Genomic DNA, 13,406 nt, shown 5'->3' with positions numbered 1-13,406 from the left:
CGCACCTGGGAGAATGTGTGATTTCGCACACTGTTATCACACGGATGACATGAGTGTTCCGCGGATAACGGGCGGTAGCTGTCCCAGAAGGTCTGAATCGCTGCCGGGGAGCAGGCCACGGGCGCCGGCGACAGCCGATCGCACCGGGCGTATCGTGCGATTCATGACCGGAATGGACCGCCCACGGCGGTTGCGCCGCACCCCCGCTCTGCGTCGTCTCGTGGCCGAAACAACACTGGAACCACGGCAATTGGTCCTGCCGATGTTCGTGGCCGACGGCCTGACGGAACCGCATCCGATCGGCTCCATGCCCGGCGTGATGCAGCACTCGCTCGACTCGCTGCGCAAGACGGCTGTCGAGGCGGTCACGGCGGGTGTCGGCGGCATCATGCTCTTCGGCGTGCCACGCCCCGAGGACAAGGACGCGGTCGGCAGCGCGGCCAGCGATCCGCGCGGCATCCTCAACCGCGGCCTGCGCGCCCTCGCCGACGAGGTGGGCGGCTCGACCGTCGTCATGGCCGACACCTGTCTGGACGAGTTCACCGACCACGGGCACTGCGGCGTGCTCGCGGCCGACGGCGCGGTGGACAACGACGCGACGCTGGACCGCTACGTCGAGATGGCGCTCGCCCAGGCCGAAGCGGGCGCCGACCTGCTCGGCACCAGCGGCATGATGGACGGCCAGGTCGGCGCGATCCGGCGCGGGCTGGACGCGGCCGGGCGCGTCGACACCGGCATCCTGGCCTACTCCGCCAAGTACGCTTCCGCGTTCTACGGTCCGTTCCGTGAGGCCGTCGCTTCCTCGCTGGAAGGCGACCGGCGCACCTACCAGCAGGACCCGGCCAATCGCCGCGAGGCGCTGCGTGAACTGGAACTGGACCTGGCCGAGGGGGCCGACATCGTCATGGTCAAGCCGGCCATGGCGTATCTGGACATCCTGCGCGAGGTCGCCGATCACTCGACTGTCCCGGTCGCCGCCTACCAGATCTCCGGCGAGTACGCGATGATCACCGCCGCCGCCGAACGCGGCTGGATCGACCGCCGCGGCGCCATCCTCGAGTCGCTGCTGAGCATTCGCCGGGCCGGCGCGGATTTCGTGCTCACCTACTGGGCGACCGAGGTCGCGAACTGGCTGTCGTGACGAATATGGCGGGACCGTTCGTCGCCGGCCCGGCCCGGCCCCCGATGCCGGAGGACGTCGGTACGGCGCGGCAGCTGTGGTGGGGTGTCGTCGGGTTCGGCGTGGTGCAGTTGACGGCCTCGATCGTCGCCGCGCTGGATCAGCGGCGCTCGTTCGCCGAAGAGGTCTTCGAGCAGGCCAGGGTGCAGGATCCGCAGGTCACGATGGCCAGCGCCGAACTGATGGTGTCGCTGGTCTACGTGGTCGTCGTGCTGATCGGGCTCGGTCTGTCCGCGCTCGCTCTGGTGATCGTGCACCAGTTCGGGCGCGGCAAACCGTGGGCGCGCACCGTGCTGACGGTGCTGGGCGCGTGGTCCGTGGTGATCGGCGTCGGCGCCCTGCTGGCCATCGACGCCGTGACCGGGACCGCCTCGCTCGTCGCGGGCGGCGCTTCCATCGTGCAGGCCGTGCTCGCGGCGGGCGCCATCTACCTGTCTCACCGGCCCGACGCCACCGCCTACTTCCAGCCGGGCAGGCGCTGAGGCTCCGATGCAACACGTTCCCAATTTGTCCGAGACAGTCCGGCATGTATGGTGAGGGTTGTCACAGTGGACGTGGGAACCGGTAGTCGTTTGCCATGCGTTGTCGTTCATTACGCGCGCGAACTCGGCAAATGGCTCCGGAGGATCGGAGGCATCGATGCGAGTGGTGATCCAGCAGCCGCACAGCATTCGTCGGGATCTGGCCGTCTTGAGCCTGCTGATTCTGTTCGCCGTGCTGACCGTCGCCGTGCTGTTGCTGCCCGGCCTGAGTCGCTGATTCCGCTCTTCGTCGTGCCGGCGCGCGCTGCCGTGGGGGCACCGGCGTGAGCGCCGAGGCCATCTTGTTCACCGAGCCGGGCGCCCACTGGCGCGCCGTGGCCTACGGGCCGATCCTGTGCCTGGCCATTCTCTCTCTCGAACTCGTCACCGGTGGCGAGGTGCACTGGTTCGCCCTGCTGTTCTGCGCCGCGCTGATCGCCGGTTTCGTCGCGCTGCAAGTGGTCGCGGGCAAACGGCACGTCAGCGTGGAACTCACCACGGAGACGCTGCGCTCCGGCACCGAGTCGCTGCCGCTGGACTCGATCGCGGAGGTGCTCCCGGAACGGGACGAGGACTCCTGGGACGACGAGGAGTGGGAGTCGGCCAGGGCGCTCGGCGAGCTGACCGGCGTGCCGCGCCGCCGCACCGGCATCGGTCTGCGGCTGGCCGACGGCAGCCTGGTGCAGGCCTGGGCCCGTGATCACAAAGCGCTGCGCACGGCGCTGACCGAGGTCGTCCAGCGTGATCCGAACGGAGTGGACCGATGAGGCGCTGGCTGGTGGCGGTGCTCGTGGAAGTGGATCTGTTCGTGCTCGCGCTGGTCGGGGCGGTGTTCAGCGCGCGTGCGGGCGTGCGGACCACCGACTTCCCGCCCTCCGGCGACGCCCCTGGCTTCACCGCGGTCCGCTACGTCGCGCCGTGGTGGCTGTTGGCCACGGTGCTCGTCGCGGTGGCCGGCGTGCTCGCCATCGACGTCGTCGCCCGGCTCGCGCGCCGCCCGCTTGCCGCGGGAACCGCGCGCTGATCAGCGCCAACCCGCTTGCGGCCGTTTGATGCCGCGCGCCGAGGGAACGCTGATCACATGAAACCAACTGTCCAGCGAACACTTTTGGGTGCGGTGGCGGCCGGTGTGATCGGCGCGGCCGCTGCCGTACCAGCCACCGCGTCCGCCGAAACCGTTCCGCAAGAGCCTGTTCCGGTGACACCGGTTTTCCTGGCCACCCCACCCGCGCCGCTGCTGCACGCCCTACCGACGCCGTTGGCGTGCCTGGTGACGACCGGCTTCGCCGCGTTCTGCCTCGGCATCACGTAGCCACACATTGCCTGCGAACCCTCGCGGACGGCGCGACGACGGGTTACCGTGCTACCGCGCTCCGTTCGGCGCCCGACGCGGGCCGACCGCGCGCTTTGGTTGGAATGGCTCTGTGGCCGTTAGTATTTCGGCCGTAGTTGGAACGCGCGTCGATGAAGGAAAGTGTTTGATGAACCGGTTCGCCGTGAAGATCTGTGCCGCGTTTGCCGTGGCCGCCGCCCTCGGTTTCGCAGCCGCGCCCGCCGGCGCGACTCAGGGACTGCCACTGGAGGACGCGAACCCGGTCGACGCGCCGATCTTCGTGCCGGATTCCGGTTCCGCGGGCCCCTACAACGGGTTCATGTGCATGCTGCACACCATGTCGGCGCAGGTGCCCTGCATGTACGCCTGACCGCGCGCGTTCAGTTCCAGTGCTGGTAGATGTCCAGCACACGGCCACCGCGGGTGCCGGGGGCGTTCAGATACACGGTGACCGTCCCGTCCGGATGGCCCGCCGCCTCCAGCACCACTTGGCGCAGCGTGGCGTGCACCGCGCCGCGATCGTCGCGGTAGATGGCGGAATCGTTCTTCAGCCCCGCGCCGATCCGGTTGGGTGGGACGAACATGGTGACCACGGCGGGAATCGGCCCCCCGGCCAGCGCCGTGGTCGCCGCGTGGTCCAACGGGATGGCCAGCCGCGCCTCGTCGAGTTGATCGAGCGGCTGCGCGGCTGCGGACCCGGCGCCGAGTGCCATGGCGGCCCCGGCGACGACGGTGAGCACACCCACGCTGACGATGGCAATCCGCATGCAGACCCTCCCGAACGATGGACGAATGTGAGCTGAGACTACGCACCGGCAACCTCTCAGCGATCGAATTACGCGCGAACCCCACCTCGGCGTGTTGCCGGGCGGCTGCGGCCTGCATCACTGCACTACACCCTGTCGTCAAGCCGATTTTCCGGTGCTGAGAGACTGGAACTCGTGAGTTCTTCTCCGCGCGTGACCAGTGCAGCTGTGCCGGTTTCCGCACAGCTCTTCGACCGGGCGAGTTCGGTGATCCCGGGTGGCGTCAACTCTCCGGTGCGGGCATTCCGGTCCGTCGGCGGCACACCGCGATTCATCACATCGGCCGACGGCTGCACACTCGTGGACGCCGACGGCAACGAGTACGTGGACCTGGTCTGCTCCTGGGGTCCGATGATCCTCGGCCACGCGCATCCGGCGGTCGTCGAGGCGGTGCGCGCCGCGGCAGGCGGCGGCCTGTCCTTCGGCGCGCCGACCGAGGCCGAGATCGAACTCGCGGAGGAGATCGTGCGGCGGGTCGCGCCGGTGGAGCGCGTACGGCTGGTGAACTCCGGCACCGAGGCCACGATGAGCGCGGTCCGGCTGGCCCGCGGCTACACCGGGCGCACCAAGATCATCAAGTTCGCCGGTTGTTATCACGGCCACGTCGACGCGCTGCTCGCCGACGCGGGCTCCGGCGTCGCCACGCTCGGGCTGCCCACCTCGCCTGGCGTGACGGGCGCGCAGGCCGCCGACACCATCGTGCTGCCCTACAACGACCTCGACGCCGTCGCCGCGGCGTTCGCCGCGAATCCCGGGCAGATCGCCTGCGTGATCACCGAGGCGGCGGCGGGCAACATGGGCGCGGTCGCGCCGCTGCCCGGCTTCAACGCGGGCCTGCGCGCGCTCACCGCCGAGCACGGGGCGCTGCTCGTCATGGACGAGGTGATGACCGGTTTCCGGGTCAGCGCCGCCGGTTGGTTCGGCCGGGAAGGCGTCGCGGGCGATCTCTACACCTTCGGCAAGGTGATGAGCGGCGGCCTGCCCGCGGCCGCGTTCGGCGGTCGCGCGGAGATCATGAACCACCTCGCGCCGCTCGGTCCGGTCTATCAGGCGGGAACGCTGTCCGGTAACCCGGTCGCGGTGGCCGCGGGCCTCGCCACGCTGCGCGCGGCAGACGACGCGGTGTATGCCGCGCTCGACCGCAACGCGCAGCGTCTCGGCGAGCTGTTCACCTCGGCGCTCACCGACGCAGGGGTCGGGCACCAGGTCCAGTTCGCGGGCAATATGGTGAGCGTGTTCTTCGCCGAACGCCCGGTCACCGACTACGCCGCCGCCAAGGCGAGCGAGACCTGGCGCTACCCAGCGTTCTTCCACGCCCTGCTCGACGGTGGCGTGTACGCGCCGCCGAGCGCGTTCGAAGCATGGTTCGTCTCCGCGGCGCTCGACGAGGACGCGTTCGACCGTATCGCTGCCGCCCTGCCCGCCGCCGCGCACGCGGCGGCGGCCGCCACCCCCGAAGGATCCCGCGCGTGACCTCCGACCTCGACCAGCCCGATGCCGACCGGCGGGAGCCGGCCAAGCCGTCCGCCGAGCCGGAGGCGACCGTGACGCACGGCGCGACCGCCGTCGCGCTCGATCCGGTCGCCGACGCGACCGTGATCGACGCCGGTGAGCAGTTCGCCGCCGCGAGCGCCGGGACACAGGCCGCTGACCTCGCTTCCGAGGGTTCGAGCCTGGTCGACGCGGGCGCTCATTTCGCCGCGGCCGCCGCGTCGTCGGACGCGCAGGTCGCCGCGGCGCGCAAAGGCGACACGCAGGCTTCGGACCAGACCGAGAGCGCCGGAACCGAGGCCGAGCCCGCCGACGCGCGAACTCGCGCCGATCGGGTGCACGACGGCGGCACCGCGATCGAAACGATCGTGCACGTGCTGCGCCACGGTGAGGTGCACAACCCGAACGGCATCCTCTACGGCCGCCTGCCCGGCTTCAGCCTCTCGGTGACGGGGCGCGCGCAGGCCGCCGCGGTCGCGCGCACCCTGGCCGATCACGACATCGCCCTGGTCATCGCCTCGCCGCTGCAGCGAGCGCAGGAGACCGCCGAGCCGATCGCCGCGCAGCACGACGTCATCGTGCGCACCGACGAGAACCTCATCGAGGCGGGCAACACCTTCGAGGGCCTGCGCGTCTCGGTGGGCGACGGCGCGCTGCGCAAGCCGCGGCACTGGTGGAAGCTGCGCGACCCCTTCACCCCGTCCTGGGGCGAGCCGTATCTGCAGATCGCGCACCGCATGCTGGCGGCCGTGAACAAGGCCAGGGTCGAAGCGGCCGGACGGGAAGCGGTGCTGGTCTCCCATCAGCTACCGGTGTGGACGCTGCGGCGGTTCCTGCAGGGGCAGCGCCTCTGGCACGATCCGCGTCAGCGGCAGTGCTCGCTCGCGTCGCTGACCTCGCTGGTCTACCACGGCGACACCCTGGTCGACATCGTCTACTCCGAGCCAGCGGGCGGCTCCGACCCCTCGGTACACGGCGCATGACGCACCGCACCGCGTTCTCCCACCCGCCCTCGGCGCGCGCCGGGCGGGTGCTGCCGGTTCTGCTCGCGTGCGTGGCGCTGATCGCCGCGCTCGCGGGGTGTTCGACCGGTTCGGACGCGGTGGCCTCGGGCGGCACCTTCGAATTCGTCTCGCCCGGCGGCAAGACCGACATCCGCTACGACCCGCCCGCCGCGCGCGGCACCATCGGCAAGCTCTCCGGTCCCGACCTGATGACGGCGGGCAAGACCGCCTCGGTCGAGGACTACGCGGGCAAGGTCGTGGTACTCAACCTGTGGGGCCAGTGGTGCGGTCCGTGCCGCGCCGAAGCGCCCGCCCTGGAAAAGGTCTACGAAGCGACCAAGGACAAAGGCGTCGCCTTCCTCGGCATCAACGTCCGCGACCCGCAACAGGACAAGGCCCAAGATTTCGTGGTCGACAACAAGGTCGGCTACCCGTCCATCTACGACCCGTCGATGCGCACGCTCCTGGCGCTCGGCGGGAATTTCCCAACCAGTGTCATCCCGACCACGCTCGTCCTCGACCGGCAACACCGGGTCGCCGCGGTATTCCTGCGGTCCCTGCTCGCCGAGGATCTCCAGCCAGTAGTCGAAAGTATCGCCGCGGAGGAAGAACAGTGAATCGCGACCGTCGTACCCGCCACCTGCGTGCCTGCCGGCCACGACAGGGCGCCCGACGCATCGGCGGCGGATGGGCCGTCGACGACAGGTGGGCGGGCATCGCCACCGTGCCGCGCAGCGTCGCGGCAGAGTCTTTGCTGGATTTCGCGGTGTTCGACGGCGAGGAACCCGCGGCCACCGAGCGGACCGTGGCGCCGCGCCGTGGCGCCGGACGATCGTCCGAGGACGCTGTGGAGGACTCGGTGTGACGCTCGCGCGCACCGCGCCGCGTACCGGGGAGGACCTGTGATGGTGCTCGCCGGAGTCGGTGATTCGTTCCAGCAGACGGCGGCCTCCGGGCCGCTGCTGCTGGCGCTCGGCGCGTGCCTGCTCGCGGGTCTGGTGTCGTTCGCCTCGCCGTGTGTGGTGCCCCTCGTGCCGGGGTACCTGTCCTACCTGGCCGGACTGGTCGGCGCGGAGGCGCCGCCCGCCACGGTGGCGGAGGCCGCCGGCACCCGCGTCGCGACCGCCGAGCGGCCGCTGCCCTCGGGACGGATGCGAGTCGCGGGTGCGGCCGGTTTGTTCGTCGCCGGTTTCACCGTGGTCTTCGTCCTCGCCACCGCGACCGTGTTCGGCGTCATCCAGACCCTCAACGTGAACCGGGAACTGCTGCAGCGCATCGGCGGTGTGGTGACGATCCTGATGGGCTTGGTCTTCATCGGCCTGGTGCCCGCGTTGCAGCGCGACACCCGGATGGAGCCGCGCAGGCTCACCAGCCTCATGGGCGCGCCGCTGCTGGGCGGGGTCTTCGCGCTGGGCTGGACGCCGTGTCTCGGTCCGACGCTGTCGGGCGTCATGGCGGTAGCCGCGGGTACCGACGGGACGACGGCGGTGCGCGGGGTCGCGCTGATCGTCGCGTACTGTCTCGGCCTCGGCCTGCCGTTCGTGGTGCTGGCGTTCGGGTCGGCGAGCGCGCTGCGGGGGGTCGGCTGGCTGCGCCGCAATTCCCGCACCATCCAGATCATCGGGGGCATGTTGCTCGTCGCGGTCGGCGCCGCGCTGGTCACCGGGGCGTGGGACCAGTTCGTCGCCTGGGTGCGCGACGCGTTCGTCTCCGAGGTGACCCTGCCGATATGACCGTGACCGACCATCCCACGATCGAAAGCCCCGAGCGTCCGCCGCGCCAATCCCTGATCGGACGGGCGTGGGCGTTCGCGCGCAACACCTGGCGCGGGCTCACCAGCATGCGCACCGCGCTGGTGCTGCTGTTCCTGCTGGCCTTGGCCGCGATCCCCGGCGCGCTGCTGCCGCAGCGCAACCTCAACGAGCAGAAGGTCGAGCAGTACATCGCCGACCGGCCGAGGCTCGGCCCGTGGATGGACCGCTTCGAGCTGTTCGACGTGTTCTCCAGTTTCTGGTTCACGGCCGTCTACGTGCTGCTGTTCATCTCCCTGGTCGGTTGCATCCTGCCGCGCACGATCGACCACTACCGCGCGCTGCGCACGCCGCCGGTGCGGGCGCCGCGCAACCTGACCAGGCTGCCGCACCACTACACGGGTGCGGTCGAGCGGTCCCCGCAGGAGCAGATCGACCACGCCCGCGCCCAGCTGCGCGGCTGGCGCACCGAGGTACGCCCCGGTCCGCGTGAGGGTGAACTGGCGCTGTCGGCGGAGAAGGGCTACACCCGCGAACTCGGCAACCTCGTCTTCCATCTCGCGCTGGTCGGGCTGCTGATCGCCATCGCGGCGGGCAAGCTGTTCGGCTACGAGGGCAGCGTCATCGTGCTGGCGAACAACGGCCCCGGCTTCTGCACCACCTCGCCCGCGGTGTTCGATTCGTTCAAGGCGGGCAACGTCAACGACGGCACCGGCATGACGCCGGTGTGCGTGCGGGTGAAGGACTTCCAGGCCGATTACCTGACCAACGGGCAAGCGGAGATGTTCACCGCGAACCTCTCCTACCAGGCGGGCGACGACCTGCGGACGAACACCTGGCGCGACACCCGGGTGCAGGTCAACCATCCCCTCCGCGTCGCCGGTGACCGGCTCTACCTGCAAGGACACGGCTACGCGCCGACCTTCACGGTCACCTTCCCCAACGGTCAGACCCGCACCGAGTCCATCCAGTGGCGGCCCGACGACGCCTCGACGTTCCTGTCCAGCGGCGTGCTGCGGATCGACCCGCCCGGCGGGATGTACGCCAGCGACGAGGAGCGCCGCAAGAACCAGATCGCGATCGAAGGGCTGTTCGCCCCCACCGCGATGTTCCACGGATCGCTGCTCAGCTCGGCGTTCCCCGCGATGAACGATCCTGCGGTGGCGGTCGACATCTATCGCGGCGACACCGGCTTGGACACCGGTAAGCCGCAGTCGCTGTTCGCCCTCGACCCCGAGCAGGTCAAACAGGGCAGGCTGACCAAGGAGGCCAGGGTCAATCTGCGCCCCGGCGAGTCCACCACGCTGCCGAACGGCACGAAGGTGACCTTCGACGGTGCCCAGGAGTTCGTGAATCTGCAGGTCTCCCACGACCCCGCTCAGCAGTGGGTGCTGGTGAGCGCGCTGCTGATGATGGCGGGTCTGCTGGCCTCGCTGCTGATCAAGCGCAGGCGGATCTGGGTGCGGGTCTACCCGGCCGACGACGCAGCCGGTACCGTTGACCAACGACGCACTGTAGTAGAGATGGGCGGGCTCGCCAGGACCGACCAGGCGGGCTGGGGCGGCGAGTTCGACCGGCTGCGCGCGCGCCTGCTCGATGAGCACGCCGAGACCACGGGAGAGTGACGATGCCGATCGACGAGACCATCGCCAGGTACAGCGACTTCGCCTTCAAGACGGCGATCGTGGTGTACGCGCTGGTGCTGGTGCTGCTGATCTGGCAGTACGCGACGGCGCGCAGCCGTCAGGTCGCCGAGCGCGAACTCGTGACGGTGGGCGGCGGATCGACGCCGCAGGGACCGGGCCGGGTCGCCGAACCCGCGCGGCGGCCCCTGTCAGAGCGGCTGGGCAACATGGCGTTCTCGGTGCTCATGGTGGCCATCGCGCTGCACGTGGGCTCGATCGTGCTGCGCGGCTTCGCGACCCACCGCTTCCCGCTGGGCAACATGTACGAGTTCGTCACCATGGCGACGGCCGCCGCCGTGCTGGTCGGGATCGGGCTCCTGCGCGAGCAGCGCTACCGCGCCATGTGGGCGTTCCTGCTGGTCCCCGTGCTGATCCTGCTGTTCCTCGCCGGCACGGTGCTCTACGCCGACGCCGCGCCCGTTGTGCCCGCGTTGAAGTCGTTCTGGCTGCCGGTGCACGTCACCATCGTCAGCGTGGGCAGCGGCGTGTTCCTGTTCGCGGGCGTGGCGAGCATGCTGTTCCTCTACCGCCTGCGTCAGCCGGACGGCCAGGAGTCGGCCAACGTCCTCGGCGCCATCGCCCGCCGCCTCCCCGACGCCCGCACCCTGGACCGGCTCGCCTACAAGGCCACCATCATCGGCTTCCCCCTCTTCGGCGCGGGCGTCATCCTCGGCGCCATCTGGGCCGAAGCCGCCTGGGGCCGCTTCTGGGGCTGGGACCCGAAGGAAACCTGCTCCTTCATCGCCTGGGTCCTCTACGCCGCCTACCTCCACGCCCGCGCCACCTCCGGCTGGCGCGACACCAAGGCCGCCTGGATCAACATCGCCGCCTTCGTCGCGATGCTGTTCAACCTGTTCATCATCAACATGGTGATCAGCGGGTTGCATTCGTATGCTGGGTTGAACTAATAGGCATTGACCAGCGCGTTCGTTCGGCGGGCTAGTTGCCAATCCTGTTCGAGTCTCCGGTACGCAGTAGTGGCGAGCCGAGCCTCGAGTATGCCGCCAACCGTCGCCCGCGTCGTCTCGTCGGCATCGGGCCGTAGGCGGGCGTAGTAGCGCAACGCCGTCGGCCAGTTGGAACTCCCCACCGGCGGCCCCTCAGTGGGGAGCTATCTGGCCGTCAAGCCAATCCCGCAGCAACACCTCGGTAGCAGCTGTATGAGGTGAAATGCCGTGCCGGTTCGGCTTGACCTCAACCTTTATCAAGGTTTGATTATCGAGGAATGAGCATTTTGTTCCACAACACCATGCGGATAACCGACGGTCATCTCGAACAGTTCAAGGCGGCCGTACAGCGGGCGGTGGCGTTCGTCGCAGAGCATGGCCCGCAGCTGATGGTGCAGGTCTTTCTCGACGAAGACCGCGGGCTTGCACACAGTTTCCAGCTCTATCACGACTCGGAGGCAGTGCTCGCACACTGGAAGTTGTCCGATCCCTACATCCAGGATGTGATGGAGCACTGCACTATTCAGTCGTTCGAGACCTACGGCGAGATGTCCGACGAGGTGCTCGACGGACTGCGTGCTGGACCCGTCGGCGAGGTGACGGTACGGCGAGCGCTCACCGGCTTCACTCGATTCCGACCGTCCGTACGGTAGCCACGAACCGCCCCTCGCACACCTAGGGCCTACAGCTGTAGCCCGGAGTTGCGTGCGACACCCCCTCGGCAACATCCGATGTTCGGCGGGATGCGGGCAGTGTGCCAGCGGCGGCAACTGGCCTCAACTCGCGAAACTCGCGGCTGAGGGGCGGTTGATGTCGGCATCAATCTGATCAGTTCACCCGAGGACTGGTGTCGTCGCCGTTGGCGAACGATTCCCCCGTCACCGCCCTCGCCACATTGGACCGCAAGCACTTCTCCATCGTCCGGTCCAAGGCGGGTCAGCTGCTGCTCGTGCCCTAGCTCCGTGCGTCCTGAGTCAGTGTCTGCCACACCATTTCGGCATGTTGCTTTCACCCGCCGAACGGCTGGACCTTCCCGAGTCGATGGCGTGGGAAGAATTGGTGCGACTCCCCAAGAGATCGCGGAGCAGATCGAGCTGTGGGACGGCCGAGTGGTGTGGGTAGGGCGCGAACCCGGCGAACGCCAGGTGTCCACACGTCGTCTGACGGACTCGCTCGAACGCTGTGTGCAAAAGTCGATGTCTGACGAGCCGGAGCACTGCTGGCGGGTCAGCTTCGAAACCAGCTTGTTCCTGGGGCCTACCGGGAAATCCGACTTCCTGACGCCGGACTTCCTCGTCTACCGCTGTCTCGAATCGCCGGATCAGGATGTGCGGGGAAGCGATGTCCTCCTGGTCGGGGAAGTTGTGTCCCCTTTGAATACGCAAACGGACATCGAAGCCAAGAAATGTCGCTACGCCAGCGCTGGCATCCCGTGGTACTGGGAGGTGACGCTGGCCCGTGAGGTCAGCGCGATCGCCGTCGTCCGTGCATACGGCCTCGACATCGGCCATGCGCGACTCCCGGACGGTGCACAGCCACTCCACTCCGCCAACTACATCGTCGCGGCAGAGTGGACCCACGAGAACTCGGCCAGTCTCGAATTCAGCCGTCCGTTCCCGATCGCCATCCCGTGGACCGAACTCGAATACTGACCAAGATCCCCCTGCACCGCGCCGTACCGAATCCGCTGTAGGTTTCGAATCGCCGTAGGCACCGCGCTACCGCAACCCTCTCGGTGCGAATGACACGATCGGGGTCGGCTCCATGCGTTTCGGTGACTGGCCGACTGAGACCCTGAGATGCCACCTGAAGCCAGGAGGTTCGACGTCATCCAACCTGTCGGTCGCCGCTGGTAGAACCAGATTGCCTCGATCCCCGATCAGAGAGCGAGGTGCGTGCATAATGAACGGAGATGGTCGACGAAGCAGGGAGGGTAAGTCGCCGATGACCGTTACGGTCGAACACAGCACGTCTGAGGAACTTCGCCAACGACACCGCGAGGTCTTGCGCCGCGTCGGGATGACGCGAGAGGAGATCGGGGAGCTCGCGGCTCAATACACCCTGACGCCAGAGGAATTGGCGGCGTGGGATGAGCTGCGGTCCATCGAGTTCCTTCTCGAGGATGCGTGAGCAAGGACACCGGTCTCGAGGAGCAGGCCAAGCGGTTCGCCCTGGATGTTTCGACAAGGGCTCTGATGTGCCTGGAAGGCAGCCCTAGCTCGGATCAGCTGACGGTGGAGGCCTCGCCGAAAGGCGGCCGCTATGCATTCGCGTATCAGCAGAGTATCCATGCTGAGCTGGGCAGTCCTGCAATAGGTACGTCAAACTCGGATTCGAGCTGACGTTCGACCGGTCTGGGCGTCATCTCGCTGTGCACAAGTCCACATTCCAGCTCTTGGAAAAGCGTGGCAAGAAGCCGATCGCGCGGATCGAGTACGTTCGCGACGCTCATACGGTGCCGTGTTCGCACGTCCACGTGCACGCTGAGAGTGGGCTCTTCACTTATCTGTTGTCACAGACTGGCCATCCGACACCTGCTGCGATTCAGTCAATCCATGTTCCTACCGGCGGGGACCGCTTTCGCCCATGTGTCGAGGACTTCATCGAGTTTCTCATCCGCGACTGTCGCGTGGCGGGGCGGGACGGATGGGAGGCCGAAGTGGCTGAGGGCCGAGAAGAGTGGCGGCG

Annotated in this window: 18 protein-coding genes; 17 read left to right on the top strand and 1 reads right to left on the bottom strand. The window is 68.4% G+C overall.

All coding sequences use genetic code 11. From position 1 onward, the window contains the following. The first annotated feature begins 163 nt into the window (after positions 1-163). The 6 genes from hemB to U3653_RS30780 all read left to right on the top strand — a co-directional run bounded on the left by hemB (position 164) and on the right by U3653_RS30780 (position 3,404). On the top strand, positions 164-1,141 hold the full coding sequence (gene hemB, locus U3653_RS30805) for a porphobilinogen synthase (RefSeq protein WP_195083132.1): 978 nt from the start codon (positions 164-166) through the stop codon (positions 1,139-1,141). Between the two features lie 5 nt (positions 1,142-1,146). Next, positions 1,147-1,662, top strand: a complete 516-nt coding sequence (locus U3653_RS30800) for a hypothetical protein (protein ID WP_195083131.1) — start codon at positions 1,147-1,149, stop codon at positions 1,660-1,662. A 323-nt stretch (positions 1,663-1,985) separates the two neighbouring features. Beyond that, positions 1,986-2,468, top strand: a complete 483-nt coding sequence (gene mce1N, locus U3653_RS30795) for a transport-regulating membrane protein Mce1N (protein ID WP_195083130.1) — start codon at positions 1,986-1,988, stop codon at positions 2,466-2,468. Continuing rightward, positions 2,465-2,725, top strand: coding sequence for a hypothetical protein (locus U3653_RS30790; RefSeq protein ID WP_195083129.1), 261 nt, complete (start codon positions 2,465-2,467; stop codon positions 2,723-2,725). Before mce1N ends, U3653_RS30790 begins: the two co-directional genes overlap by 4 nt. Positions 2,726-2,782: 57 nt before the next feature. Then, the gene (locus U3653_RS30785; protein ID WP_323124668.1) at positions 2,783-3,013 is read left to right on the top strand and encodes a hypothetical protein; all 231 of its coding nucleotides are present in this window, start codon (positions 2,783-2,785) and stop codon (positions 3,011-3,013) included. 169 nt (positions 3,014-3,182) lie between these two features. Then, a complete protein-coding gene (locus U3653_RS30780) occupies positions 3,183-3,404 on the top strand; it encodes a hypothetical protein (RefSeq protein ID WP_195083128.1) in 222 nt (73 codons plus the stop codon). A 10-nt stretch (positions 3,405-3,414) separates the two neighbouring features. On the opposite strand, the gene U3653_RS30775 is transcribed toward U3653_RS30780, so the two are convergent. After that, positions 3,415-3,801 carry a hypothetical protein gene (locus U3653_RS30775; protein ID WP_195083127.1) on the bottom strand — a complete coding sequence of 129 codons (387 nt, stop codon included), beginning with the start codon at positions 3,799-3,801 and terminating at the stop codon, positions 3,415-3,417. A gap of 192 nt (positions 3,802-3,993) precedes the next feature. Between U3653_RS30775 and hemL the strand changes: the two genes are divergently transcribed. The 11 genes from hemL to U3653_RS30720 all read left to right on the top strand — a co-directional run bounded on the left by hemL (position 3,994) and on the right by U3653_RS30720 (position 13,060). Continuing rightward, positions 3,994-5,313, top strand: coding sequence for a glutamate-1-semialdehyde 2,1-aminomutase (hemL, locus tag U3653_RS30770; protein WP_435406603.1), 1,320 nt, complete (start codon positions 3,994-3,996; stop codon positions 5,311-5,313). 353 nt (positions 5,314-5,666) lie between these two features. Then, a complete protein-coding gene (locus U3653_RS30765) occupies positions 5,667-6,314 on the top strand; it encodes a histidine phosphatase family protein (RefSeq protein WP_195045987.1) in 648 nt (215 codons plus the stop codon). Beyond that, positions 6,311-6,952, top strand: coding sequence for a TlpA disulfide reductase family protein (locus tag U3653_RS30760; protein ID WP_195083125.1), 642 nt, complete (start codon positions 6,311-6,313; stop codon positions 6,950-6,952). Before U3653_RS30765 ends, U3653_RS30760 begins: the two co-directional genes overlap by 4 nt. Further along, entirely contained in the window at positions 6,949-7,200 is a 252-nt protein-coding gene (locus tag U3653_RS30755) for a hypothetical protein (RefSeq protein WP_195083124.1), read from the top strand. The genes U3653_RS30760 and U3653_RS30755 overlap by 4 nt, the downstream gene beginning before the upstream one ends. Before the next feature lie 40 nt (positions 7,201-7,240). Further along, positions 7,241-8,068 carry a cytochrome c biogenesis CcdA family protein gene (locus U3653_RS30750; protein WP_195083123.1) on the top strand — a complete coding sequence of 276 codons (828 nt, stop codon included), beginning with the start codon at positions 7,241-7,243 and terminating at the stop codon, positions 8,066-8,068. After that, on the top strand, positions 8,065-9,711 hold the full coding sequence (gene resB, locus U3653_RS30745; RefSeq protein ID WP_195083122.1) for a cytochrome c biogenesis protein ResB: 1,647 nt from the start codon (positions 8,065-8,067) through the stop codon (positions 9,709-9,711). Before U3653_RS30750 ends, resB begins: the two co-directional genes overlap by 4 nt. Positions 9,712-9,713: 2 nt before the next feature. Next, positions 9,714-10,679: a c-type cytochrome biogenesis protein CcsB gene (gene ccsB, locus U3653_RS30740; RefSeq protein ID WP_195083121.1), complete on the top strand. Its 966-nt coding sequence runs from the start codon at positions 9,714-9,716 to the stop codon at positions 10,677-10,679. Between the two features lie 317 nt (positions 10,680-10,996). Continuing rightward, on the top strand, positions 10,997-11,371 hold the full coding sequence (locus U3653_RS30735; protein WP_323124669.1) for a hypothetical protein: 375 nt from the start codon (positions 10,997-10,999) through the stop codon (positions 11,369-11,371). A gap of 393 nt (positions 11,372-11,764) precedes the next feature. Next, positions 11,765-12,370: a Uma2 family endonuclease gene (locus tag U3653_RS30730; protein ID WP_323124670.1), complete on the top strand. Its 606-nt coding sequence runs from the start codon at positions 11,765-11,767 to the stop codon at positions 12,368-12,370. 292 nt (positions 12,371-12,662) lie between these two features. Beyond that, complete coding sequence (locus U3653_RS30725; protein WP_195083120.1) at positions 12,663-12,848, top strand: hypothetical protein; 186 nt, start codon at positions 12,663-12,665, stop codon at positions 12,846-12,848. After that, a complete protein-coding gene (locus U3653_RS30720; protein ID WP_323124671.1) occupies positions 12,845-13,060 on the top strand; it encodes a hypothetical protein in 216 nt (71 codons plus the stop codon). The genes U3653_RS30725 and U3653_RS30720 overlap by 4 nt, the downstream gene beginning before the upstream one ends. The last annotated feature ends 346 nt before the right edge of the window (positions 13,061-13,406 follow it).

The sequence above is a fragment of the Nocardia implantans genome, assembly GCF_035544775.1.
In the GTDB taxonomy this organism is placed as follows: domain Bacteria; phylum Actinomycetota; class Actinomycetes; order Mycobacteriales; family Mycobacteriaceae; genus Nocardia; species Nocardia implantans.
The sequence above is the reverse complement of the archived record's forward strand: the minus strand, read 5'-3'. Positions and strand labels throughout refer to the sequence as shown.

Coding starts and splice junctions, on each gene's coding strand:
- ccsB (WP_195083121.1), top strand. CDS start 9,714: ATGCCGATCGACGAGACCATCGCCAGGTACAGCGACTTCGCCTTCAAG.
- U3653_RS30800 (WP_195083131.1), top strand. CDS start 1,147: ATGGCGGGACCGTTCGTCGCCGGCCCGGCCCGGCCCCCGATGCCGGAG.
- U3653_RS30750 (WP_195083123.1), top strand. CDS start 7,241: ATGGTGCTCGCCGGAGTCGGTGATTCGTTCCAGCAGACGGCGGCCTCC.
- U3653_RS30790 (WP_195083129.1), top strand. CDS start 2,465: ATGAGGCGCTGGCTGGTGGCGGTGCTCGTGGAAGTGGATCTGTTCGTG.
- resB (WP_195083122.1), top strand. CDS start 8,065: ATGACCGTGACCGACCATCCCACGATCGAAAGCCCCGAGCGTCCGCCG.
- U3653_RS30785 (WP_323124668.1), top strand. CDS start 2,783: ATGAAACCAACTGTCCAGCGAACACTTTTGGGTGCGGTGGCGGCCGGT.
- U3653_RS30780 (WP_195083128.1), top strand. CDS start 3,183: ATGAACCGGTTCGCCGTGAAGATCTGTGCCGCGTTTGCCGTGGCCGCC.
- hemB (WP_195083132.1), top strand. CDS start 164: ATGACCGGAATGGACCGCCCACGGCGGTTGCGCCGCACCCCCGCTCTG.
- U3653_RS30775 (WP_195083127.1), bottom strand. CDS start 3,801: ATGCGGATTGCCATCGTCAGCGTGGGTGTGCTCACCGTCGTCGCCGGG.
- U3653_RS30760 (WP_195083125.1), top strand. CDS start 6,311: ATGACGCACCGCACCGCGTTCTCCCACCCGCCCTCGGCGCGCGCCGGG.
- U3653_RS30725 (WP_195083120.1), top strand. CDS start 12,663: ATGACCGTTACGGTCGAACACAGCACGTCTGAGGAACTTCGCCAACGA.
- U3653_RS30735 (WP_323124669.1), top strand. CDS start 10,997: ATGAGCATTTTGTTCCACAACACCATGCGGATAACCGACGGTCATCTC.